Consider the following 25,479-nt stretch of genomic DNA (forward strand, 5'->3'; position numbering starts at 1 on the left):
CAGACCGTCCGGGCCCTCCTCCAACCCACTGTGAACGCCGTCACCCGCCTGCTTGCGGACCGGCGACACGCGCCCTCGCCACAAGGAGAAATTTCAATGGCGCTCAACGATCCCTTCACGCTCGATCTGTTCAGCAATAGCTCACTCTCATCAGGTCTCGGCCTCGGGGTAACGGCTTTTCCTTCCGCGGCAGAGCATGATCACGTTATCTCGCCAGCAACCAATGCTCCTCCCCTTCCGGCTGCGTCTACCGCGTCGAAGCCCGCAGTGTCCTTGGGTGAGAATTTCCATCTCGTTGGCAACCGCGGGCTTGCGAAGAGCTGGCGCGGTCGCGCGCAGGACAATCTCGCCGCCATCCGCCTCGCAGCCGGGATCGAGGCTGACCATCGTCCGGCGACCTCTGAGGAGCAGGCGCAGCTCATCCGCTTCATCGGCTTCGGCGCGTCGGAGCTCGCCAATGGTGTTTTTCGGCGCTTGGGTGAGGATGAGTTCCGCAAGGGTTGGGAGGACATCGGTAAACAGCTTGAGGATCTCGTCGACGCACGCGCCTACGCCTCACTCGCGCGCTGTACCCAATACGCCCACTTCACGCCGGAATTCATAGTTCGTGCCGTCTGGGCAGGTCTTCTGCGGGTTGGCTTCCGAGGCGGCCGGATCCTTGAGCCGGGCATTGGCAGCGGGCTCTTCCCGGCCCTGATGCCGGCCCCGTTGCGCGACCTCTGCCACGTCACCGGAGTCGAGCTCGATCCCGTGACCGCGCGGATCGCGAAGCTGCTGCAGCCTCGCGCCGCGATCCTCAACGAGGACTTTGCGCGGGCGGAGTTGAAGTCCCACTTCGACCTTGCAATCGGTAACCCGCCGTTTTCTGACCGCGCCGTGCGCAGCGACCGCGCGTTCCGCGCGCTCGGCCTGCGTCTGCATGACTACTTCATCGCAAAGTCGATCGATCGCCTCAAGCCCGGCGGGCTTGCCGCGTTCGTCACCTCCTCCGGCACCATGGACAAGGCAGATGCGGCTGCACGTCGGCACATCGCCTCGATGGCGGACCTTGCCGGAGCGATCCGCCTGCCAGAGGGAAGCTTCCGGGCCGATGCCGGGACCGACGTCGTGGTCGATGTCCTTTTCTTCCGAAAGCGCCGTCATGGCGAACCTGCCGATGGCGGCGCGTGGCTCGACCTCGCCGAGGTCCGCGCGGAGACGGAGGATAGCGGAGCGATCCGAATCAACAGGTATTTTGCCGAACATCCCGAAATGGTGCTTGGTGAACATGCGCTAGTTTCGGGTCCATACGGCGAGACCTACACCTGCTTGCCGCGCTCCCGCGGCGATCTGGATGAGGCGCTTTCTGCCGCGATCCTCCATCTCCCGGGAGCCATCTACGACGGCGAGCCGGAGACGGTCAGCCCCGGTGACGCCGAGCCTGCCTTTCATGCGGGCCGGGAGGAGCTTGATCCCTCCATCCGCGAGGGCAGTTATTTCATCGGGTCGAACGGCGCCTTGATGCAGATGGTCGACGGCGCAGCCGTCACCATCAAGATCAGGAAGGGGCGCTCCACCGATGGCATCTTCGAAAAGCACGCGCGCATCATCCGCAAGCTGATCCCGATCCGCGACGCCGTGCGTGAGATCCTCAAATCCCAGGAAACGGACCAATCCTGGAAACAGCCGCAGGTCCGGCTCCGCATCGCCTGGTCGAGCTTCGTGCGGGACTTTGGACCCATCAACACCACCGTGGTGTCGTCGATCGAGGATGAAGAGACCGGCGAGGCTCGGGAAACGCACCGCCGGCCGAATCTTGCGCCGTTCGCGGACGATCCCGATTGCTGGCTCGTTGCCTCGATCGAGGACTACGACCTCGAGAGCAACACCGCGAAACCAGGGCCGATCTTCACCGAGCGTGTGATCGCGCCGCCGCCTGCGCCAGTCATCACCTCGGCCGTCGACGCCCTTGCCGTGGTGCTCAACGAGCGCGGCGCCGTCGACCCGGAGCACGTCGCTGAGCTCCTGCACGGCGATGTCGACACTGTGATCGATGAACTCGGTGATGCGATCTTCCGCGATCCGGAAAGCGGCGCGTGGCTGACAGCGGACGCCTATCTCTCTGGCGCCGTGCGCTCCAAGCTCGCCGCCGCACGTGCTGTCGTCGAGCTCGACCCGTCGTACACCCGCAACGTCGCGGCGCTCGAGCGGGTTCAGCCACCAGATCTTCGCCCCTCCGACATCACGGCCCGCCTCGGCGCACCCTGGATCCCAGCGGCCGATATCATCGCCTTCGTGAAGGAGACGATGGATGCCGATATCACCATCCACCACACGGCCGAGCTTGCTTGCTGGACGGTCAATGCGCGGCAACTATCGTGGACGGCGGCGGGCACGACCGAATGGGGCACGCACCGCCGTCACGCCGGAGAGCTCCTCTCGGACGCGCTGAACTCGTCGATCCCGCAGATCTTTGACACGGTGAAGGAGGGCGACAGCGAACGGCGCATCCTCAACACCGTCGAAACCGAAGCGGCCAAGGAGAAGCTCGCAAAAATCAAAACCGCATTCCAGACCTGGATCTGGTCCGATCCGGACCGCACGGATCGCCTCGCGCGGCTCTACAACGACACCTTCAACAACATCGTACCCCGCCACTTCAACGGGTCGCATCTCCAACTTCCGGGCGCCTCAGGCGCCTTTTCTCTTTATGGGCACCAGAAGCGTGCCATCTGGCGCATCATCTCGTCGGGAAGCACCTACGTCGCCCACGCCGTCGGCGCCGGCAAGACGCTCTCGATCGCGGCCGCGATCATGGAGCAGCGCCGGCTCGGCCTGATCAACAAGGCCATGCTCGTCGTGCCAGGCCATTGCCTGGCGCAGGCCGCGCGCGAGTTCCTAGCGCTCTATCCGAACGCCCGGATCCTCGTCGCCGACGAGACGAATTTCGTGAAGGAGAAGCGCCATCGCTTCCTCTCGCGGGCCGCAACCGCAAACTGGGACGCGATCATCATCACCCATTCCGCCTTCAAGTTCATTCCCGTTCCGTCCGCCTTCGAGCAGCAGATGCTGCAGGACGAGCTTGAGGCTTATGAAGAGCTACTCACCCGCATCGACACGCAGGACCGGCTTTCGCGCAAGCGTGTCGAGCGCATGAAGGAAGGCCACAAGGAGCGGCTGGAGGCGCTAGCGTCGCGCAAGGACGACCTGCTCACGTTGTCGGAGATCGGCGTCGACCAGATCATCGTCGACGAGGCGCAGGAGTTTCGGAAGCTCTCCTTCGCCACTAACATGACCAGCTTGCGCGGTGTCGACCCGAACGGCTCGCAGCGCGCCTGGGACCTCTATGTGAAGTCCCGTTTTGTCGACATGAAGAACCCCGGCCGCGCACTCGTGCTTGCCTCCGGCACGCCGATCACCAATACGCTCGGCGAAATGTTCACCGTGCAGCGGCTGATGGACCACGCGGCGCTGCGCGAGCGTGGCCTGCACGAGTTTGACGCCTGGGCGTCCACCTTTGGCGACACGTCGACCGAACTCGAGCTTCAGCCTTCGGGCAAATACCGGCCGGTGACGCGCTTTGCCCAGTTCGTCAACGTCCCCGAACTCATCGCCATGTTCCGCTCCTTTGCCGACGTGGTGCTGCCCGAGCACCTGCGCGACTATGTGAAGGTCCCACAGATCGCCGGCGGCAAACGCCAGATCATCACCGCGGAGCCGACCGCAGCCTTCAAGGCGTACCAGCGCCTGCTGGATGAGCGCATCACCGCCATCGAGGAACGCGACCGCCCGCCGGAGCCGGGCGATGACATTCTCCTCTCGGTCATTACCGATGGCCGGCACGCCGCGATCGACCTGCGCCTGGTCGATCGAGGCCAGGACAACGAGGCGGGCAACAAGCTCAACGCCCTCATCGCCAATGCCTTTCGCATCTGGATGGAGACTGGCGATAACATCTATCGTCGCAAAGACGGCCAGCCCTTCGAAACGCCCGGTGCCGGGCAGCTCATCTTCTCCGACCTCGGGACGATTTCCGTTGAGGCCTCGCGCGGCTTCTCGGCCTATCGCTGGATCCGGAACGAGCTCGTTCGCCTCGGCGTGCCATCCTCCGAGATCGCCTACATGCAGGAGTTTAGGAAATCCGAGGCGAAGCAGCGCCTGTTCAACGATTTCAATGCCGGCAAGGTACGCTTCATTATCGGCTCGTCCGACACGATGGGCACCGGCGTCAATGTCCAGCTTCGCCTGAAGGCCTTGCATCACCTCGACGTCCCCTGGCTGCCGTCACAGATCGAGCAGCGCGAAGGCAGAATTGTCAGGCAAGGCAACCAGCATGACGAAGTCGAAATTTTTGCTTACGCGACGCTCGGCTCGCTCGACGCTACCATGTGGCAGAACAACGAGCGCAAGGCCCGCTTCATCGCCGCCGCGCTCTCTGGCGATACCAGCGTGCGCCGACTTGAGGATCTCGGCGAGGGCCAGGCGAACCAGTTCGCGATGGCCAAGGCGATCGCGTCTGGCGATCCGCGCCTGATGCAGAAGGCGGGGCTTGAGGCCGAGATCGCTCGCCTCGAACGGCTCCGCGCCGCCCACATCGACGACCAGCATGCCATTCGCCGCCAGATTCGCGATGCCGAGCGCGAGGTCGAGCGCGCCACCCGTCGCATCAGCGAGATCGGGCAGGACATAGTACGCTTGGTGCCAACCGCGGGAGACGCCTTCGTGATGGCGGTAACGGGCACGGTCTTTAGAGAGCGCAAGCTCGCCGGCCGCGCTCTCATGCAGGAGGTCCTGACCCTCGTCCAGCGTCAGCACGAGAAGGAGATGGTCATCGCCTCGATCGGCGGCTTCGAACTCACCTTTGAAGGCCAGCGCCTGGGACGTGACGGATACCACTACACAACCGTCCTTCACCGTACCGGCGCGGAGTTCGAGATCGAGCTTCCCGTGACGGTGACGCCATTGGGCGCCGTGGCTCGGCTTGAACATGCCCTGTCCAATTTCGACGGCGAGTGCGAGGCCTACCGGTACCGCCTCGCCGACGCCCGCAAGCGCCTTGCCACCTATGGACCGCGGGTTGGCGAGGCGTTCGCGTTCGACGCCGAACTCGATCTGAAGCGCGCGGAGCTCGCGGCTATCGAAGCCGAACTCGCCGCGACGAGCGAAGGAGAAGGAAAAGGAGCAGGAGAAGCACGCCGCATCGCGGCGTGATCGGGAGAAGGAGAAAAACTTCTCGCAGAGCGGTCGGCGCGGCGCCGCTGGCGCTCAACCGACCGTCTCGCGAACCCGGCCACGGCGCGCTCGCAAGGCGCGCTACGGCGCCCCGCTCACGCCTGCCGGGCAGGGATGCTCGCCGGCAGTTGCGCCGCTCCGACCGCCCTGCGGGCCGGAGGGGGTCTTCGGGAAGAAGACGAAGAAGGCCGGCCGAGGCGGCGGGCCAAACCCCTCGATGGAGCATTGCCATGGAACTGAGATTCGTCGATCCGCGCGCGCTGAAGGAGAACCCCGACAAGGCGCGCCACTCCAAATCCAATCCTCAGGCCGACGCCTTGCTGCTCGCCACGATCAAGGCGGTTGGCATCGTCCAGCCGCCCGTGGTGGCTCCCGAGAGCGACGGCGGCAACGGTTACGTCATCGATGCCGGGCACCGGCGCGTGAAGCAGGCTATTGGCGCCGGCCTTGAGGAGATCGCGGTCCTCGTCGTTGACCGTGCTGAAGATGGCGGCGCCATGCGGTCTCTCGCCGAGACGTTGGCGCATGAGCCGCTCAATCCGGTCGACCAGTGGCGTGCCATCGAACGGCTCGTCGCGCTCGGCTGGACCGAGGAGGCGATCGGCGTCGCGCTCGCGCAGCCGGTGCGGCAGATCAAGAAGCTGCGCCTGCTCGCCAACGTGCTGCCGGCAATGCTGGACCAGATGGCGAAAGGCGACATGCCCGACGAACGCCAGCTTCGAACCATCGCCTCGGCCTCGCTCGAGGATCAGAAGGAGGTCTGGAAGAAACACAAGCCGAGCAAGGCCAATCCCCAGGTCTCATGGTGGAGCGTCGCGCAGGCGCTGACCAAGACGCGGATGTACGCGCGCGATGCAAGCTTCGGCGAGGACCTCGCCCAGGCCTATGGCATCCTTTGGCAGGAGGATCTGTTCGCGCCGGCCGACGAGGACAGTCGCTACACGACCGATGTCGAGGCCTATCTCGGCGCACAGCACGAATGGATGGCGAGCCATCTGCCCAAGCGCGGGGCCATCGTCGAGGTCAATGAGTATGGCCAGCCGAAGCTGCCGCCGAAGGCCGACCGTGTCTATGGCAAGCCCGGCAAATCCGACCACACTGCGATGTATCTTGATCGCGATGGCAAGGTGCAGTCCGTCTGCTACCGCATGCCGACGCCGAAGAAAACCGACGTGGCCACGTCCGACGACGGCGCCGCGGAAGCGCCGAAGGCGCGCCCCGACGTGACACGGCGGGGCATGGAGATGATTGGCGACCTCCGCACCGACGCCTTGCACGAGGCGCTCGGCCGGGCGCCGATCGAGGACAACACGCTGCTCGCGCTGCTCGTGCTCGCCTTCGCCGGCCAGAATGTCAGCACGACCTCCGGCAACGCCGATGGCTACGCGCGCATCGAGCGGCACGGCGCGCGCCTGATCGACAAGGACGGAAAGCTCGCCTTCGACCGCGAGACTCTCCAGCAGGTGGCCCGTGCGGTGCTGATCGACGTGTTGTCGTGCCGCGAGAACCGCTCCGACAGCGGCATCGTCGCGCGGGTCGCAGGCGAAGCGATCGGTGCCGATAGCTTCCTGCCAAATATGGGTACGGAGGAGTTCCTATCCTGCCTGTCTCGCACCGCTCTCGAAGCGGTTTGCGGCAGCACGCCCGTGCTGCCGCGCCCGCGGGTAAAGGACACGCGCGCCGAGCTCGTCAAGCACTTCGCCGATGGGCGCCTTGTGCATTCCGTGGCGTTGTTCGCCCCCGCGCCAGACAAGATCGCGGCCTGGATTGACCGCTTCTCCGCGGCTGACGCGGACGAATTCGACGATGCGCCCGACGAGTCTGACACCGGCGAAGAAGAAGACACCTTGGGCGAGGACGTCGCCGGTGACGATGCAATCTCCGAGCCGGCCGACTCCTTCGCCGTCGCGGCCGAGTAGACCCTCTCTCTTCTTTCGAACACTCGCCGCCGCCGGCCTGGTCCGGCGGCGGTTCCGTCTTCAACGCTCTGACAGGAGGACGATATGTCCGCACAAGAGATCTACGATCGCATGCCGCTAGGCTCTTTCATCCGCTATTCGGACGGTACACCGCGGCCGCCCGAGCGCTTCAAAAAGAAGCTCGCTGCCTGGGAGAATAACAACAATGGCGGTCGCCTCGTCCGCAAAAGCGAGCCGCACATCGTCGGCGCGCATATGACGCCGGCAAGCATCACGCTGCATCAGGGCGACTTCGGCAGTGCCGGCGTCATCGTCCTGAAGGTCTTCAAGACCTTCTCGGTGAATTCACCGCTGACGTTCACCGTGATCGAACGTCCGAAGCCCGGACAGGTGCGCGTTCTCAATCGCGCCGGAGCCGATGCCGAGCTTCTGCACCTCGCAGACACGCGTGTCGCCGCCGAAGCGTGGCTCGCATCCCATCGTTATTCCGACGCCGTGCTCGATGAGGTCACTGCCAATGAGTGCACGTCGGATACGGCTGAAGGGAGGGCGGCATGAACACGCCTCAAATCGCCTCTCACATCGACGATGCCACGCGTGCCTCGGTGGAGGTTTTGTTTGCCCGCACGCATGACCGTCTTCTCGTGGCCAGGGTTGGTGACAACGCCTTTGTCATGATGCCGGGGGCCAATGGGCACTATTATCTCGCATCGGCCTGGCGGCTACGTGGGCCGATGGAACAGTGGACACGCGCCGACTTTTACGGTCATAGCGGCGAGCTGGAAGACGAAACCGCCTTCCGGGCGCGTGTGCATGAGAATGCCGAACATCAGCGTCAGCGGGCCGCGCTCGGCCGGCGAGAGATTCGCTCCCGCGCAAATACGCCCTGGGGCGTATCGCAGGGCGCGACCCTCTATTCGGACGGCGTCGTGGTACATTCGACCGCGGGGCACGGCGGTTTTCATCTCGACGCCGCCCACAACGCGAAGGTCCACCCTGCCCTTCGCGCGCCCGACGGCTGGTACGAGGAAGACTGCGCCTGGGCGGCCGTCGCGCAGGCCTTCCCGGAGCTGTTCACCGACTACGAACGGCGCGGCGCTGAACGGACGATCCGGGACTGGTATCCCGACGCTTGGGAGACGATACACGGCCGGCCCCTTCGACCGGGCGAATCCCACGAGAAGGATCGGCGTGATTTCGAACGCGATTATGCCGTCCGCTGGGTCGTGATCTCTGCCATCCGCTCTGACCACCAGGCGGGCATGACGGAATGCGTCGCCACACTTGGTGGCGATCGCCGCGCGGCCGAACAGCGCCGCTATCTCGTCCCTTCGGACGAATACCGCCCGGGCCGCTTCGGCTTCGTCATCGATGAAGCGCGGCACCGTCTCTACGACGGCCCCTCGAACTTCGTAGGATGGAGGTGATCTATGCCATGGCACCTCATCGCCAAAGCCTTTGGCTGGCGCGAGGCCACCGACGAGGACGGCATCACGCCCGTCCTCGTTGTCTGGCACCCGCGGCTCAAACGGCATCTTAGCGGAGATGACGCGTGGAAGCGCGCCGTGCGGCTCTCCGTACACGCTCCGGAGTTCAGCGCGTCTTCGCTCCGGGAAAGGCTACGGAGGACGATTCCATGAACGAGGCGATGCAACAACGCATGCTGCAGGCGAGGATCGAGGCGTCCGAGGGCGACACGCGTCGCCACCTTCGCATCATCGAACGTCAGATCGTCTCCCGTGCGGAGCGCATGACGGTCACCGATTGCGTGAAGCGGCGACAGTCTCGGCGCGGCGCGTTAACCTGGACCCGCGCCGACGAGCGGCTGTTCCAGCAACATGTTGCGGAGCTCACACTGGCCCGGCGTGGCGAAATCGATGCCCTGATGCGCAAGCTCGAGTGGCAGGAGCTTGCGATCGTCGCGCTGCGATCGCGCCACAGCAGCAGGGCGGCGTCGTGATGATGCTGCGTCCGTGCGGACATCATGTCGACCAGGCCCTGGCGGCAAGGACGAAACGGCGAGCTTGGAGGAAAGCGGTCGGTCATGGCGAGCCAATCCCGGTTCGGGGTCGAGCGTAGACCCCCGGCCATCGCTCCCTCGGTTTGTGCTGCGGTCTAAACCGGCCGCGGTCCGCTTCAAGGGCAAGTCGCGAGCGATCGGCGGCCGCCGTCTCGACATGGGGGGCTGCGGCCTTCGCAGACCTAAAGGCCCGCTCGGCCGCACCCCGCCCATGCTCGCCGTGCAACCGCCGCCCCCTGAAGCGGCCCGCTCGCGCCGGTTCTGGTCGACCGCACCCGAGGGAGCGACGGCCGGGGGCCGAAGCTCCCAAGGCGAAACCGAGAAAGGATCTCACCATGACCAAAACTGCCCGTTCCTCTCGCGCCAGCGCCCGTGTCATCCCGCTCCGCAAGGGCATCACGCTCGAAATGGTCCGGCTCGCCTGTCCAGACGCCGCACAGGCACAACGCATCTCCGAAAGCTTCGGCCTGGCGATCCTCGACAGCGACGGCATCCGCGATTTGCACGAGCGGTTCATCATCGAGACCGCCGACGCGCTCAGGGACGGCCTGAGTGAACGCGCCATGCAGATCCACCTTCAACGGATCGTCGGTGCTTATGTCGGGTCCGCGCACGGAGCCGGCCAGTTCTACACCCGAGCAGTCACTGAAGCGCGAGATGCGACCGCCAAACTCGCCAACGACAGCCGCGATGAGGACCTCGATGGTCCGGTCGGCTTCGATAGCCAGGCACAGCGCAAGCGTGAATTCGCTGCCGACATGGGCGTGCAGGCTCACGCGCTTCGCATGGCCGCCGAAGGCGCCGTCGCCGCCTACGAAAAGGTCATTGGCGAGACCTGGAAGCCTTTCGAGCGGCTTGTCGACAACACGACAGATACCGTCGGCCGGAAAGCGGCCAAGGCGCAGATGTCGGCGTTCGACTGACCGACCAGCGCGGGGCTTCGGCCCCGCGCCTCTTCCTTCGGCCACCGACGGACCGGTCCCGCAAGACCGCCCCTTTTCATGTCGCCGCTGCAACGAAGGCAGCCGCCGTCCGTGCTGCTCGCCATCATCGGCCCCTCCCGGTCCGTGGTCCTGCGCCGGACCCAATGTCCGCGCAACGGCTTCGCCGTCCTTCGCGCTGCTTCGGCCCTTCGGGTGCGCGGACTTTTGGCCCGGCGGTGGCGGACCCCGTGAGGAGCCGCGATGGGCGCGGCCTCCCGAATGGAGGTTAGTAATAATGAACAGGAACGGAGAAAAGGCGCGAGGCGACCTGTACGCCCGCATCACGGACCGCATTGTCGCCGAGCTCGAACGCGGCGTGCGCCCCTGGGTTCAACCTTGGACTGCCCCGAATATGGCAGGCCGCATCACCCGACCGCTGCGACACAACGGCCAACCCTATTCGGGCATCAACGTCGTCTTGCTTTGGTCAGAGGCCGTCGCGCGCGGCTTCCGGTCTCCGATCTGGATGACGTTCAAGCAGGCCAGCGAACTCGGCGCGCATGTTCGCAAAGGCGAGACCGGCAGCACTGTGGTCTATGCGAGCCGCTTCACCAAAACCGAGACCGACGCTCACGGCGACGAAGTCGAAAAAGATATCCCCTTCCTCAAAGCCTATACGGTCTTTTGTGTCGATCAAATCGATGGCTTGCCCGAGCATTATTACGATCGGCCGGCAGCTATCGCATCAACGATCGAGCGCAACGCACACGCCGATTCTTTCTTTGCCAACACCGGCGCGATCGTTCGGCACGGCGGCTCGATGGCATTTTACGCGCCCTCGTCCGATCACATCCAGATGCCAATGATCGACAGTTTTCGCGACACGGCCTCATATGTCGCCGTCAGAGCGCATGAGACCGTCCATTGGACTGCTCCCGCTCACCGCGTCAATCGCGATCTTAGCCGTTACAGCAAGGATCGGAGCGAACGCGCGCGCGAAGAGCTGATTGCCTTATCTTGACAGTCTGCACCGACTCTCAGTGTCTTGCTGACGTCGATGCAACGGGACTGACGGAGGCGGTAGGTCGTGTTCCCACTTGTGGTGTAGCTCGGTAGAGCAAAGCCGTCCGCACGCGCGCCATCCAATAGCGCCGTAGCGGGCGGACGGCTTTGCGGTGGTCACCGTCGGCCGCAGCGCTCCCACATAGCTGGCGGCGGCCGGCCTCGATAGCGCCGGGCACGTTGAACGCCTTCGTTGATGCTGGCTCGCCGTATGGGGGGTCCGGGGGAAGATTGAACTTGTGGACAAGGTAAGGCCGGCTTCGAACATCACTATTCAGGAGCGTCGATCAGCAGACGGTCTTGATGGACACGTCCCCATGATCCTCCGGGACGGTGTGCTCTACGATCCTGATCTGGAGCGTTTCTTCCGCGATCTTCCTCTCAATGGCGTTCGCTCACGGCACTCCCTTCGTGCATACGGCTATGATGTCCTCGTCTGGGTCCGCTTTCTTTCGGAAGCCTGCGGCAAGTCCGTATGGCAAGGTGATCGTCGCGACGTCCTCGCCTACCATCGAGTTCGTCGCCGGGCCGAGGCCGGCCAACGCATCTCTGCGGCGTCCTGGAATCGAGCTGTCGCCTGTCTCGATCGCCTCTATCGCTGGGGTGTTCACGAGGGCCTGGTCTCCGAAGCGCCGTTCACGCACCGCTCCGTTTGGAGGCGAGGATACGGCGGCCGGCGAGCACAGATTACGGCACGCAACGACGCCTATGAGCCGGCTGCACGTCGAGCGGATGTCAGCTTTGTCACGCTCGATGACTACCGGGTATTTCGGGACGTCGGCCTCAGAGGCCTTATGCCTGATGGCAGAACACGCCCCGGAGCCCGTGATCGCAACGGCATTCGCAATGCGTTGTTTTCCGACTTCGTTGTGACGACAGGCCTTCGGCTGGAAGAAGCCTCCTTTCTGTTTGCGTCCGACCTCGCTGCCGTCGATCGGCGAACAGCTCGACAGGTGTGGCTCGATCTGCCGGACGCGCTGACCAAGGGTGATCGTGGTCGCCAGATTCTTCTTTCCGGTCGACTGCTTGAACAGGCGCGGGCCTACATCGCGGTTGAACGGGCTCACGCGGTCACGAAGTTCCGGCGACGCTCCGGCTGGCGCTCGTTCGAACGTCCGATCTTTGTTCATGGGGAGCGGTCAGCTTCCCGATTGCGACTGCTCGACGGGAGCAACTTCGCTCTTGACCTGCTCAGCCCTGAAGAGCGCAACAGGATCATCGTCTGCGATGACGACGGTACACCGAGCGAGCCGGCCGTGCTGTGGCTCACGGAAGTCGGATTGCCGGTTCAACCGAACTCCTGGGAAGTGATCTTCGCCCGGGCATCCGAGCGGTGCAGGTCTCTCGGCTTTTCGATCAACGTCACCCCGCACCAGCTCCGCCATACCTTTGCCGTGCATATGCTCGCGATGCTGATCCAGCACCGGCTTCGCGATGCAGCTTTGCCCGCTGGATCGATGGAAGGATATCGGCAGATCCTCGGCGATCCCTTGCAACAGGTCCAGCGCCTCCTTGGCCACGCCAGCCTCGCAACGACCTACATCTATCTCGATCATATCGCTTCGCGCGCCGATACCGTCGATGCCGCCGTCGCGGAGTTACTGGCGCTGCTGCCGTCGGAGCACTCGTTATGAGGCGGCGGCCGCGGAAGGGAACTTCAGTTCGTTTTGCGCCCGCAGATGGTGTTGTCCCGGCTCATGCCGGTCACCAAGTGCTCGGTCTGCGCTTCAACATTGAGGCGCGCTATGGTGGGATCGTCGAAGTCGATCTCACTGACCTGCGCCCGCGAGCACTCGCTATAGCCTTTGCCGGCGCTGTTCGCCGACAGGCCGAACTCGGCGGCTCGTTGGGAGCGCGCAGCACCATCAAGCAGCACATCGCGGCGTATCATCGGTTTTTCGCGTATCTGCGAGACCACTCTCATGCCACGAAGCCTGCCGATCTTCGCGCGCAGGATATTGACGGATACGAAGCCTCCCTTGAGGCCGCCGGCATGACGCCGATCCATCGGCACATGGTCCTCGCGAAGGCGGTTCTTGCGCTGCGCTCTATAGATGCCGATCAAGCCGGCCTTCTCGATGAGGGGCTCCGCCGTCGCCTAAGTTACACGAGCGCGCAATCCGCCGGGCGATCGCAGCCCCGCGACGCATATAGTCCGTTCGTCGCTCGTCAGCTACGTGACGCGGCTCGTGCCGATATCAGCAAGATGTTCAGGCGTATCGGCCGTCCGCTCGACGAGGCGGGTGACGCCAGCCTCCGCAGTGCGGTCGCCGATGTTGAAGCCACGATTGCCGCCGAAGGCAAGATCGATCACTCGGACCGCGCCTTCAAACGCCTGTACTTCATGCGCCTGCGCCGTGGCTTGCCGGTTTCCAACCTTTGCGAGGATCTCCATAGCCGCCATCATTTGCTCGCATCCGATCTGCCGCCATTGCTGACCTTCCTGTCATTGGAGACGGGGCTCGAGATCGAATGCTGCAAGACCCTGACGATCGACTGTTTGCAGAACCCCAGACCCGGTACGGTCGAGATCAGCTACATAAAGCGTCGCGCGCGCGGTGCCGAACAGAAGCGCCTGCGAGTTCATGATGGCGGCCTCGGCACACCTGGCGGATTGATCCGTAAGCTGATCGAAGTGACGGGCTTTACCAGGCGCTTCCTTTCGGTCGAGTCTCTCTGGGTCTATCACTATAGAGGGCGCGGACAGTTTCGGTCCGGCATCGACCACCCGCATCAGTTGGTGGACAACTGGGTCGCTGGACACGGCATCGTTGACGACGATCGCCGTCCTCTTCACCTCACTCTCGCCCGGCTGCGCAAGACGCATAAGGCACTCTGGTATCTCAAGACCGAAGGGCACATGGCGCGCTTTGCCGTCGGCCACACGCCGGAGATCGCCGCTCGCCACTATGCCGATATTCCTTCACTGCGCCCATTGCATGAAGCCACCGTCGCCAAGGCCCTTACGGAAGTTGTCGCGGCGGCAGGACCGATCGTTTTGTCACCCGACAGCGAATCTCTTTGGCGCCAGGGTGCTGATGTCCCCGTGCAGACCAATAGCGTGCCGGCGCTCCTGGATGGAGATCAGGACGTTTGGCTCGCGGCGTGCTCAGGTTTCCAGAACAGTCCCTTCGCCGAAGCAGGCTCGCCCTGTCCGCAGCCGTTCTGGGGGTGTCTGGAATGCCGCAATGCAGTCATCACTGCTCGCAAGCTGCCCGCGATTCTCGCTTTTCTTGACTTTATCCAGGGCGAACGGGCCGGGCTTTCTGCGGCCGAGTGGAGCATCAAGTTCGGTCGCGCGCATGCACGCATCACCCAGCAGATTCTGCCCGTCTTCTCTGAAGGTGTGATCGCCCAGGCTCGCAGCGAGGCCGCCCAACAATCTCTCTATCTTCCGCCCGAGGTTCGGCCATGAGCCAAGTGGCCTTCGCTCCATCCCGACAGGGACTAGACGATCGTCCGGTTCTTGCTTCCGCGCCGCTGAAGAAGGGCTTCGATCGGAGCTGCCTCTCGCGCTATGGCGACGCAAGCTGGGATCTCGGTCCGGCCGTATTCCGCGAGAACGCCCGTCGCTGCCACGTCACCGTACATTTCGCATCGGTCGAAGACATCGGTACCCGCGAAGCAATCCGGGAGTTCCTCTATGTCCGGCTCAACGTCGACCTTCCTGGTCATCGCAAGAAGCTCCCACCTGCCTGTGTCCGGCAGATATTCAACAGGGCGCGCCGATTCTTCGAGTTCGTCCGCGGCGAACTCGGCGCTGTCGATCTCTCGCGGGTCGATCAGCAATTGCTCGACCGCTATGCCCGCCATCTCCAGACCGATCGCAGCCGTCGGCCTGTCATTGTTGGCCAACTCCTGGAAGTGCCGATCGACCTGCATGCCTATCGTCATCATCTTCCTTCCCGAGGGCTGTCGTTCCAGCCGTGGAGCGGACAAGCTCCAGCCCGTGTCGCTGGTTATCGTCACGTCCGCGAGAACCGCACCCCACGGATGCCGGAAGAAGTCATCGCGCCACTGTTGGCCTGGTCGATCCGCTACGTCACCGAGTTTGCGCCCGATATCTTCGCCGCCCGTGAAGAGTTGGATCGATTGGAGGCCCATTGCGCCAAGCTTGTTCGATTAGACCAGGTCCTCGACCGCAAACAGCGCCGTGGCCAACAGCGCCGGCGTCTCACGGACTACTTTGAGCGGCGCCGGCGTGAAGAGCGCGGTGTGCCGATCTGGGGGACTGCTCACAATGGCACCGTTTTGCGGCATCCAGAGACGGGTGACGTATTGCCTCCTGTCAACTCGCACCTGCTTCATCTTCATATCGGGATCGATGCCCGCGCAGAGTCCAGGATGCATATTCAGCTTGCGAGCGGAGCGCCGGACCTGATCGATGCAGCCATACGCGAACTCGGCGTTGAGACCGGCGGCATGGACACCTGCATCTCTCTTCTGCCGGAGACCGGTCGACCGTGGCGACCCCGTTTCGACGCCAAGACGCTCGCCCAAGAGGAGCGGATGCTGCAATCAGCGGCCTATGTCCTGTGCGCGTATCTGAGCGGCATGCGCGACTGCGAAGTTCAAGCAATGCAGCGCGGGTGTCTCTCCATTACCCGCAGCGAAGATGGTCTGATCATGCGCCACCGCGTCCGATCGGTCGCCTACAAAGGCAAGTCGAGCCATGGCCAAGCGGCCGAATGGATCACGATCGAACCCGTCGCCAAAGCCGTCGAGGTATTGGAGCGCCTGTCGTTCCCGGCGGCAACCGCCCGCGGACTCACGACACTCTGGCCGGTCCTGGCCGCCAAATCCGTGTGCAAGGATCACCTCTCTGCCGAGATCGTGCGGCAGCTCAATCTTTACCGCGATCACCTCAATAAGCTGTTCGGCACGGTCAACGAGCCGGTTATTCCCACCAGCCCCGAAGGCAAGCCTTGGCGCATCACAACACGGCAATTTCGCCGAACGATCGCATGGCATATCGCCAACCGTCCCTTCGGCGCGATCGCCGGCATGATCCAGTATAAGCACGCCTCCGTCGCTGCCTTCGAGGGCTATGCCGGCTCCAGCAAGTCCGGCTTTCGCGCCGAGGTCGAGAGCCAGCGTGCGCTTGGGCAACTAGATGATCTGCTGGTTTACTTCGATGAGCGACAGACTGGCTCGACACTGTCCGGACCAGCGGCGCCGCGCATATCGAAGGCGCTTGATGCTGCGGGGGCAGAACTTGATCCCCTTCCAGTCATGATTGCAGATCGCGCGCGGCTTCGCACGATGCTCGCTAGTCTCGCGCGCACATTGCACGTCGGGGTGCTCGCCGATTGCTTCTTCGATCCCGGGATCGCCCTATGCCTGAAGCAGGCAACCAACGCCGACAACAAGACGCCGCTGACGGCGCTTTGCCAACCAACACGTTGTCCAAACGCCTGCATCACCGCCAGACACCGGCCAGCATGGGTGCGTTCCGCAGATGAGGCGAGAGCCGTCCTCAAAGAGAAGCGGTTGTCCTCGCTACAGCGCTCCGCCCTGCAACAGGATCTCGCGCGCATCGAGGCTGTCCTCCACGATATCGACTGCAGCAACTGACGTCAGAACTCCAGGCCTGATGTTGTAACCGCGCCGAATCGCTCTCGTCGGCGTCCGTCCCGGCATAGTCGGAGCGCGCGATGCCCCGCACGGCCGCGCAACGGCTGATCGCCGTCCTCCGCTGTCGCTTCGGCTCTGCGAGTGCGCGGTCGCGCTTTCGGGCATCGCAGGTGGCTGCTCCGCCGCCGGGGACGGACCCCGGCCGAACGGGAGCACCCATCATGATGAGACAGCGCAGAACAAAAGACGGCCGCCCTGTCGGGCGGCGGGAGAGGACGAGGAAGGCCGGAATCGGGCGGCCGGTTGAGGGAGTGAGAGAGGCTTGCTCCGCCGGCCGCGGAGATTCTCCCATGTCCCATACGTCGAGTTCGGCGGAACGCGCCGATGTCTACACCCGCATCACCGCCGAGATCGTCGCCGCCATCGAAGCTGGCGCCGGCGAATGGCGCATGCCCTGGCATCACGACGGCACCGCCATTACCCGCCCTCAGAACATCTCGTCGGGCAACCGATACCGGGGTGTCAACGTGCTCGCGCTCTGGATTGCTGCGCAAGCTCAGGGCTACGCCGACGGCCTCTGGGGAACCTATCGACAATGGCTCGCCATCGGCGCGCAGGTGCGCAAGGGCGAACGAGGAACGACGGTTGTTCTCTGGAAGCAGGCAAAGGCGGCCACCAACGACGATGCAGACGACGGTGACGATGACGTTCGTCGCCGCGTCTTCGCACGTGCCTTCACAGTGTTCAATGTCGCCCAAGTGGATGGCTACGAACCGCAGATCGTCGAGAAGCTTCCGGAGAGCGAGCGCCTCACTCACGTCGACGCGTTCATCGATGCACTGAAGATCCCGATCGTCACCGGCAATTACAATGCGCACTACCGCATCGACCTCGACACGATCTTCATGCCGGAATACGCGGTGTTCACGAGCCCAGCGGCCCAAGCCGGCACGTTAATACATGAGGCAGCGCATGCCACAGGCGCAAAGCACAGGCTCGACCGGGACTTCCAGGAACGGTTCAAGCGCGATTGGCTGCCGATCGAAGAAGCCACCGCCGAATTGGCGGCGTCATTCATCCTGGCAGATTTGGGTGTCGCCCATCATCCCAGGCCCGATCACGCCGCATACGTGGCATCCTGGTTGCGCCTCCTCAAGGACGATCCTCGGGCCATCTTCACGGCCGCCAGCAAGGCTCAGCAGGCGGCCGATTGGATGCACGCCCAACAGCCTCAAACCGAGGAGATGGCAGCATGATCAGCACCATCTCCAGCGGCGTAAACTTTCAAATAAGGGCTGGACTGTCAGGATATATTGCCGAACTCGGGAGCTGCTTCCTCTGCGCGGATCTCGGGATCTCTCCCGAACTCGAACCGCGGCCGGATCATGCGAGCTACCTCGCATCGTGGTTGGAGGTTCTGTCTAATGAGAAGCGCTTTATCTTCTCGGCTGCCGCGCATGCGCAACGCGCCGTCGCCTATCTCCACGACCTGCAGCCGAAAGCAGCAGACGTCGAGGAGGCGGCATGATGAGCGCACAGCGCGATTCGCGCCGACGCTTGCCGGCCCTTCCTTGTCCGGCGATCAGCACAGAGACCCTCGCTCCTTGTCGGCTGCTCGACGGCCAGCCCGCGCCCTTTCCTCGGGCTGGATATCGCGAACCGACAGCGGCCTTGCCGGCCTTCCTTCGAGGGAACCTAACGTTCTGGCGTTGCGCAGGTCATCGCTGTGCCGAGTAAATCGCGGTCGCAGCCTGTGCGTTCACCTTGCGGGCCCTGTGGCTCTTGTCGGCCGGGCAGCGCGCTTACCTTCCCGGTTCGGCTCTCGACCCGCAAGCTTGAGGAATTGAAAGATGTGTGCGGTGATCGGTGATCGGGTTCTTTCGTCGGTCGGGTTTCGATGAGCGCAAATCGTGTCCCTCGGCCGTTTCTTCAGGCACACCCACGTCGTCCTCGATTTGGCATGTCTGACCGAAGGCCGTCGTCGCTAAGGCGCCGCCTCGCTCTTATCCCCGCAACAGCCGGTTACGACTTTCTTCCCCTGGCCGCTCGCGCGTCCATTCCTCGCGCAAGACAAGAAAGTCGTGCCCTGGCTGCCCTCTACTGCGTGCCGGCCCCTTCGGGGTGCGGGTCGATCGCCTCCGGTCTGTCGCCAGCCATCGAGGCCGCGATGGGCGGCCCGGGAAACTGAAAGGACACGACAATGGCGACCATCGGCACCTTCACCTCGAGCGGCACCGGCTTAGGTCATGTGCTGAGAAGTGTCCTTTAGCGCCACCGTCGGAGAGCCTGGCACGCAGACGTCCGGGTCAAGCGTTCCCGCAGCGTAGCGAGGACAACGCTTGACGCGGCGGCGACACCACAAGCTATTTGATGGGGTGCAGGCGAAGTCCTGCACCCCTGCCACGTGGCGAACGGGAGAGCGCGAGGGGAACCCCTCGCATCGCAAAGAAGACTCGCGCCGAAGGCGCTCCGATTATCTTTTGTTTGTGTACCGTCATCTCTGTCATCGACGTCGTGAGTACTGGAACGGTATCGATGTCACCTTGCACCTCCGGGTGCTTTGTCACCGGAGAGCAGGATGGTTTCGATTGTACGGGCAGTGCCCGGTGTTGACGGGATTCCAGCAGGCTTTCCCATTCTGCTCGATGCGCAGATGTCGATTGTCGAGCCTGCCTTTAGCTATCTGATCGAACTCGCGACCATTCCCGGCCGCTCGCATGCGATGGAGACGTTGAGGACGTATAGCGAGCACCTGCACGACTGGTTCGACAGCCTGGAGCAAAGTGAGCTGGACTGGCACCTCGCCGATGAGGGAACGATCGCGGCCTACCGCAACCGGATGCTGGCCGCGCCGAGCCCCCATACGGGGCGCCCCTATGCTCGGTCCACCGTGAACGATCGTGTCCGGACGGTCTGCCGCTTTTATTCTTGGGCGCATCGGCGCGGTCTGATCGAGGCAGTGCCCTTCGACTATGTTGAGGTGTCGCTTCGCTCAGTGCGTCGTCAGGGCATGCTGGCGCATCTGGATCACCGGCCTGCGACCGTGATGGCGAACATTTTGACTGTTTCCGAGGTTGAACGTCTGCCGCGACCGCTGCGCGTCGATCAGCTCCAATCCCTGTTTCGGCATCTTCCGTCACCCTATGACCTGATCGCCGAGTGGGCTTTGGCCACCGGCATGCGCCGCAAGGAACTGTGCGGCTTGCAGCTACATCAGGTGCCGGATGTCGCTCACCTGGACATCGACGAAGACCCGCTTATCGGGGTGCCGCTGACCGTTACCAAGGGCGATCGGCCGCGCACTGTCTATCCGCCGCTGCGGCTGATCGACCGGACCCACTGGTATGCGGGAGAGCGGCGCGCAGCGCTGGTGAAGCACCGACGCAGAACACGCGCCGGTTATCGGCCGTCATCGGCGCTGTTCCTCAACAGCAACGGCGCCCCAGTGTCGAAAGCGAGGTTTTCCGCCGCGTTCGGCGCGGCCTTTCAGTCGGCAGGGCTGACAGGATCGGGCCATTGGTTGCGGCATACATTCGCTATGACCATGCTCGTGCGCCTGCAGAAGCAGGCGGCGACAACACCAGATCTCAATCCGCTCAAGATCGTGCAGGTCCTGCTCGGACACGCCTCGATTCAGTCGACGGCAATCTATCTGCGCTGCGTCGAGCTTCATGCCGACACGCTCGCCGAGAGCCTGGCCTATCTTTACGGTGAGTTGGTGCCTCATGGCCGGGCGTAAAAGGACGTCGATCAATCGGCGTATTACAATTGCGCCGCCGGAGAATGCGGCAACGGACCTCATCACCGATAAGGTTATCTTCACCGATGCCTGGGGTCGGCCAATCCAACGGTTCGACCCCGAGCAGCTTTCCGGTCTGCCTGCCGATCTGCGCGGGCTCATGGTCCAAGCGTTCCGGGAGCATGGCGTCGGCCAAACGCCGGCGACCCGCCGAACGACGTGGGGAGCGATCCTCCGCTTTGCCCGCTACGTCGTCGACGATGGCACGATCAAGAGAGCCGGCGATGTCGATACCGCCGCGCTCGGCCGCTACGTGCTCTGGCTCGGGACACAGGCGGCCTCCCGCGCGCCGCGCGGGGCGCATGCCACGGCCTTTAGTTTGCTTCGGCCGCTGCTGTCTTGGTGCCAGCGCAATCGACCCGGCGCGCTGCCGCGTGATCTTGAGATTCCCTGGAATCCGTTTCCCGGCAGGCGAATGCATCAGCAACCGCGCCGGCGGCTGCCACCCGATCAGATTAAGGCGATCCTGAGCGCCTGCTACGAAGAGATCGATGAGGTCTGGGCTCGGTTTCAGCATGGGCAGGATGTCATCCGGCGCACCGAGCTTCCGCCCAAGATACTGCGCGGTCAGGGACTCGATCGATGGATATGGCGGATCAGCCGCATCGAGGACGGTCGCATGCCCGACAGGGCTGTTCTCGAAGAGCACGGGATCAAGTCCGCCACGCTCGTGAAGTCTTGGGGCGGCTATCGCACCATCACGCAATATTTTCACATCACAACCGATACGCTCGTTCCGTTCTTTCTGGCGATCGCCATCCAGACCGCCGCCAATCCGGAACCTCTGCGCCATATCCGCCGCGATTGCCTCGTCCCGCATCCCCTCGACGAGCATCGCGTTATCGTCGACTGGAACAAGGCCAAGACCAGCGCCCGGCTCCAGAAGGCGCAGCGTCGGTCGTTCGATCGGCGTCGACGATACGCCGCGCCGAACCTGATCGCGATGGTGCTGGCCTTGACCGAACCGCTTGTTGCAGATGCTTCGCCCACGCAGCAGGATCGTCTGTTTCTGACGCGCAGCATCTATACGGAGTCCACCCGCCGCTCGCTTCGTAGCCGCACGGAGGTGGTCGAGCATTCTGTCCTCAGGCGCGCTATCCTCAGATTCACGACGCGCGCCAACCATCGCATCGATGAGTGGAATGCAGCACATCCCGACAGCCCGCGTTCGCGGATCGCTAGCTTCGCGCCCACTCTGTTTCGCGGCACGGTCGCAACCGAACACTATCGCGCCTCCGGCGGCGATATTCTCGTGGCCCAATCGATCCTCAATCATGCCAGCGCCGCGACGACCGAGACCTACCTCAAGAGCGAGGAGACGACTCGCTTTCAGCGCCAGATGATCGCTCGCCTGCAAGACCTGATGGTCGCATGGGTTCGCGGCTCCGAACGGATCGAACCCGCGCGAGCCGTCGCGACGATCAGCGGGAACGCTCCGTTCGGACATGATTGCCTTGCCCCCATCGTGTCAGGCGATGACAGCAATGGTCGCCTGTGCCCACATTTCGGTGGCTGCCTGTCCTGTCCCGGCCTTGTCATCCCGATCGACACGGAACATCTGGCACGCATCCTCGCCGCCATCGATCGGTTCGAGCAGGCCCGCAGCCGGCTCGATCCCCGACGCTGGAATCTCCTCTACGCGCCGTCGTGGCGAGTTCTCACGCAGGACGTTCTTCCGGACTTCCCGCCGGCGATGCACGAGGCCGCGCGTGTGCTCGCCAACGGTATGCCTGCGTTGCCGGAGCTTGAGTGATGTCAGGTACGCCAGCTATCCGGCGGACGTTCGATCGCCCACAAAAGGTTTCGGAACAGTCGCAATGGTCAGACCCACAATGGCAGTTCGATGGACTTCGGCCTGGCCTGCGCCTGTCTCAGTTGCGCTTCGACTGGGATTTTCAATTGCCCGACGGCAGCCATTTCACCGCGCCACGCTGGTCCCAATGGCTTCAGGACGCGCAAACCTTCCTGTGGTCGCTTCGGGTCGATCCGCCGCGTGGACGACGTCGGCTTCGCGCGCGTAGCCTTGTAACGGTTGGTCACAAATTGCGCGTCCTGATCTGCTGGATGGCCGACGAAGGGATGCGCGGTTTCGGCGCCCTTGATCGGGAGACTGCCCAGCGTTTTCTTAGCGTCGTTGCAGAGCGCATCACGGTCAGAGGCAATGCCGTCACCGCCAACACACGTCATGCCTACGCCAACGTCGTCGCGGCGCTTTGGCTGCAACGCCACAAGCTCGCTGATCCGCCTCCGGATGATCCGTTCGACGGCGAGCGCGCCAGCGCCTTTTCCGGATTCGGCGGACGCGCAGCCGAACGATGGCCATTCACCCCCGATGCGATCGCCGTGTCTCTCATTTCGAAGGCAATCCGCCTCATCGGCCAGCCGGCCGACGACCTGATCGCGCTTCGCGATCAGGCGGCGAGCCTCTACGAAGAACGACGTGCCCGAGGCCTTACCAGGCCATCGGTGCGGCAACCCGTATTGAAGCTGATCGCCGCTTTCAAGTTCACCTGTCTCGACGGCGAAGATGCTCCCTGGCATCCGCCGATCATCGGCACCAAGCAGGTGCGTTTCCTCGTCGACAGGATCTACGAAGCCTGTTTTGTCGTCATCTCGTATCTCGTCGGCGCCAGGGTCTCCGAGATCCTCGCTCTGGAAGCCGATTGTATCGAGCAGCATCGGTCGGCGGACGCAACTGAGACGTTTTCCTATCTTCGCGGGCGCATCTTCAAGACCGCCGCCGATGATGCGGGCCAGCCGCATCTATGGGCCGCTCCTCAAGCCGTCGTCCGAGCCATCGAGGTGCTGGAGCGACTGTCCGCCCCTTTGCGCCAACAGGCTGGCCGCTCCGAACTCTGGCTCGCCATGCGGGGACACGGCATCATCGACACGCGCGCGATTGATGTCGTTACTAGCAGCACATTGGTATCGCGTCTCAACGCCTATTTCGCGCCGTTCGTCGCGCTTCGCACCAATTCCGACGGTAGCGCCTGGCGGCTGACCACCCATCAGGGCCGCAAGACCTTCGCCCGCTTCGTCGGTAAGCGCGACCGCACCGGCCTTCACGCCTTGCAGCACCATTTCGGGCATGTGACGCGCATCATGACCGATCGCGCCTATGTCGGGACAGATTTCGATCTCGACGAACTCGTCGATGCACAAACTCTCGAGGAGACCCGATCCGCCCTCGAGGAACTGCTCACCGCGTCGCGTCTCGGTGGCAAGGCGGGGCGCATGTTGTCATCGCGGTCACGCTTCCGCGGCCGGACCCGCGACGGCGAACTCATATCTTATGTCGACTTCCTCATCGAGGAGAGCGGCATGCGGCTCGGCGTCTGCGACTGGGGGTATTGTGTCTACCGCGCCGAGTCCGCCGCTTGCATGGGTGACGAACGCGGTCCGAACTCGCTGTGGCGCACCGAGAGTACCTGCATGAGCTGCGCCAACTTCGCAGTTACCGAGCGGCATCGCTCGGTGTGGCAAGCGCGCCTTGACCGCAACCTCGCTTTGGTCGCTGACGATCGACTCGATGCATCAAGTATCGCTCTCGCCAGAACGCGCATCGCCGAGTGCGAGCGCGTCCTTTCCGATCTTTCTGCCACAGGAGAAGCCCGTGCCGAAGACGACGGCCGCAAATCCACTTGATCGACGCGTGCAGGCGACAGCCGAGAAGCTGCGCGCCGCCCTTGATCGCCTGACCCACGGCTTCGATGAGTCTTCGATGATCGAGCGGCAATTGACCGTTGCAGCCCTCGCGCGGGAAGCGCGTGTTGGGCGTAACGCCATCTACGCCAATCACCGCGATATCCTCGATGAGCTGACCCGTGTCCGTCAGCAACGGCGCGCTCCCAGTCGGATCGCCGCCATCACGGAGAAGGTCGCCGAACAACGCATCGCCGTCGACATCATGCAGGGTCAGCTTCGTCAGCTCGCGACCGAGAATGCCGGACTCATGCGGCGCGCGATCGAAGCGGAGCGCCGTGCCGACAGGGCCGAGCACCGCATCGCGCAGTTGACTAGGGAGCTTGATCGCCACCGTCGCCCCAGCTTGCTACGATCTTCGGCAGGTGAGCACGGAGAGGGTCGATGATGATGTCGTTGTATCGTCCAACCTCCTTGCCGCTCCATGCACCAATCGCTCGTTGCCGGACGATGCAGGATAATGTCGTGTCCGTCGCGGCCTCTCGGATGACGACGTCTATGCCCGATGCGCGGGAAGTGTCTCGATAAGCCGTCGCGCCGTCGTCGCTGGTGTTTCTATGCCATAAGCCAAGGGTTCTCCTTCGCAGGGCTGTCCAGAAGTGCGTCCATTGCGGCCTTTCTTGCTGGCGTATCTCACACCGCGTTCGGCTGCTGCGCAGCCCGCCCTTGATCCCGCAACAGCGCGATGCCGACCTTCTTCCCCGCCGTGCTCGGCTGACGCCTCCGCGCGGCTTCCTCGCGAGACAAGAAGCTCGTCCCTGCGCCGCCTTCCACTGCGTTTCAGCCCTTCGGGTGCGGGCCGGTCGCCCGGTGTTTTCCGATCGCCATCAAGGCCGCGATGGTCGCGACCTGATACAGCAAAGGAGAAGACCTATGGCTCAGATCGGCATGTTCACCCGCAACGAAGACGGTTCGTTCGCCGGAGTCATCAAGACCCTTAACCTCAGCGTCAAGGCTCGTCTCGTCGTCGCCGAGAAGGACAGCGAGAAGTCGCCCGACCTCCGCGCGCTCGTCGGCAACATCGAGATCGGGGCTGCCTGGAAGAAGGTCGCCAAGGAGACGGGCCGGGAGTACCACTCCCTCAAGCTCGACGATCCGAGCTTCCCCGCTCCGATCTACGCGAGCCTCGTGGAGAACGAAGACGGCTACGCTCTCATCTGGTCGCGCTGAACGGCCAACCATCGGACGCGGCGCTCCAATCGGGGCGCCGCGATCGCGCTAACAGTCTGCTGAAAAACGCAAAGAATTAGTTGTTCTTTCTATTGCGAG

At 63.6% G+C, this 25,479-nt stretch carries 16 protein-coding genes and 2 pseudogenes; 17 read left to right on the top strand and 1 reads right to left on the bottom strand.

The features are described 5' to 3' along the window. Positions 1 to 96: 96 nt before the first annotated feature. From K410_RS0101010 to K410_RS0101050, 8 genes and pseudogenes are all read left to right on the top strand, one after another. The gene (locus K410_RS0101010) at positions 97 to 5,190 is read left to right on the top strand and encodes a helicase-like domain-containing protein (RefSeq protein WP_028133108.1); all 5,094 of its coding nucleotides are present in this window, start codon (positions 97 to 99) and stop codon (positions 5,188 to 5,190) included. 251 nt (positions 5,191 to 5,441) lie between these two features. After that, positions 5,442 to 7,130, top strand: a complete 1,689-nt coding sequence (locus K410_RS0101015; protein ID WP_028133109.1) for a ParB N-terminal domain-containing protein — start codon at positions 5,442 to 5,444, stop codon at positions 7,128 to 7,130. Between the two features lie 84 nt (positions 7,131 to 7,214). Then, positions 7,215 to 7,688, top strand: a complete 474-nt coding sequence (locus K410_RS0101020; protein ID WP_028133110.1) for a UCP036055 family protein — start codon at positions 7,215 to 7,217, stop codon at positions 7,686 to 7,688. Beyond that, on the top strand, positions 7,685 to 8,557 hold the full coding sequence (locus tag K410_RS0101025; protein ID WP_028133111.1) for a DUF7007 domain-containing protein: 873 nt from the start codon (positions 7,685 to 7,687) through the stop codon (positions 8,555 to 8,557). The genes K410_RS0101020 and K410_RS0101025 overlap by 4 nt, the downstream gene beginning before the upstream one ends. A 209-nt stretch (positions 8,558 to 8,766) precedes the next feature. Further along, complete coding sequence (locus tag K410_RS0101035; RefSeq protein WP_028133113.1) at positions 8,767 to 9,090, top strand: hypothetical protein; 324 nt, start codon at positions 8,767 to 8,769, stop codon at positions 9,088 to 9,090. A 395-nt stretch (positions 9,091 to 9,485) separates the two neighbouring features. Continuing rightward, positions 9,486 to 10,073 carry a hypothetical protein gene (locus tag K410_RS0101040; RefSeq protein WP_028133114.1) on the top strand — a complete coding sequence of 196 codons (588 nt, stop codon included), beginning with the start codon at positions 9,486 to 9,488 and terminating at the stop codon, positions 10,071 to 10,073. Between the two features lie 295 nt (positions 10,074 to 10,368). Beyond that, positions 10,369 to 11,085, top strand: a pseudogene (locus K410_RS36340) (ArdC family protein); the annotation flags it as partial. A 367-nt stretch (positions 11,086 to 11,452) separates the two neighbouring features. After that, complete coding sequence (locus K410_RS0101050) at positions 11,453 to 12,769, top strand: tyrosine-type recombinase/integrase (RefSeq protein ID WP_028133115.1); 1,317 nt, start codon at positions 11,453 to 11,455, stop codon at positions 12,767 to 12,769. A 23-nt stretch (positions 12,770 to 12,792) separates the two neighbouring features. On the opposite strand, the gene K410_RS40915 is transcribed toward K410_RS0101050, so the two are convergent. Next, positions 12,793 to 13,200 (bottom strand): hypothetical protein, encoded by a 408-nt coding sequence (locus tag K410_RS40915; protein ID WP_230646860.1) that lies wholly within the window; start codon positions 13,198 to 13,200, stop codon positions 12,793 to 12,795. Positions 13,201 to 13,341: 141 nt separating this feature from the next. Here K410_RS40915 and K410_RS0101055 point away from each other — a divergent pair, with 141 nt between their 5' ends. The 9 genes and pseudogenes from K410_RS0101055 (at position 13,342) to K410_RS0101105 (ending at position 25,380) form a co-directional block, all read left to right on the top strand. Further along, positions 13,342 to 14,550, top strand: a complete 1,209-nt coding sequence (locus K410_RS0101055; RefSeq protein WP_230646861.1) for a hypothetical protein — start codon at positions 13,342 to 13,344, stop codon at positions 14,548 to 14,550. Continuing rightward, a complete protein-coding gene (locus K410_RS0101060) occupies positions 14,547 to 16,709 on the top strand; it encodes an integrase (RefSeq protein ID WP_049819865.1) in 2,163 nt (720 codons plus the stop codon). Before K410_RS0101055 ends, K410_RS0101060 begins: the two co-directional genes overlap by 4 nt. Positions 16,710 to 17,059: 350 nt before the next feature. Further along, positions 17,060 to 17,965, top strand: coding sequence for an ArdC family protein (locus K410_RS0101065; protein ID WP_028133118.1), 906 nt, complete (start codon positions 17,060 to 17,062; stop codon positions 17,963 to 17,965). Positions 17,966 to 18,021: 56 nt separating this feature from the next. Beyond that, a pseudogene (locus K410_RS0101070) lies at positions 18,022 to 18,237 on the top strand (zincin-like metallopeptidase domain-containing protein); the annotation flags it as partial. Positions 18,238 to 19,287: 1,050 nt separating this feature from the next. Beyond that, positions 19,288 to 20,448, top strand: coding sequence for a tyrosine-type recombinase/integrase (locus K410_RS0101080; RefSeq protein WP_028133120.1), 1,161 nt, complete (start codon positions 19,288 to 19,290; stop codon positions 20,446 to 20,448). Then, on the top strand, positions 20,435 to 22,261 hold the full coding sequence (locus tag K410_RS0101085; protein ID WP_028133121.1) for a site-specific integrase: 1,827 nt from the start codon (positions 20,435 to 20,437) through the stop codon (positions 22,259 to 22,261). Before K410_RS0101080 ends, K410_RS0101085 begins: the two co-directional genes overlap by 14 nt. Further along, positions 22,261 to 24,153, top strand: coding sequence for a site-specific integrase (locus tag K410_RS36345; RefSeq protein WP_049819867.1), 1,893 nt, complete (start codon positions 22,261 to 22,263; stop codon positions 24,151 to 24,153). Before K410_RS0101085 ends, K410_RS36345 begins: the two co-directional genes overlap by 1 nt. After that, positions 24,122 to 24,598 carry a hypothetical protein gene (locus tag K410_RS36350; RefSeq protein ID WP_063831399.1) on the top strand — a complete coding sequence of 159 codons (477 nt, stop codon included), beginning with the start codon at positions 24,122 to 24,124 and terminating at the stop codon, positions 24,596 to 24,598. Before K410_RS36345 ends, K410_RS36350 begins: the two co-directional genes overlap by 32 nt. A 485-nt stretch (positions 24,599 to 25,083) precedes the next feature. Beyond that, positions 25,084 to 25,380, top strand: a complete 297-nt coding sequence (locus tag K410_RS0101105) for a DUF736 domain-containing protein (protein WP_028133122.1) — start codon at positions 25,084 to 25,086, stop codon at positions 25,378 to 25,380. Positions 25,381 to 25,479: the final 99 nt, after the last annotated feature.

It is taken from the genome of Bradyrhizobium sp. 22 (genome assembly GCF_000482425.1).
In the GTDB taxonomy this organism is placed as follows: domain Bacteria; phylum Pseudomonadota; class Alphaproteobacteria; order Rhizobiales; family Xanthobacteraceae; genus Bradyrhizobium; species Bradyrhizobium japonicum_B.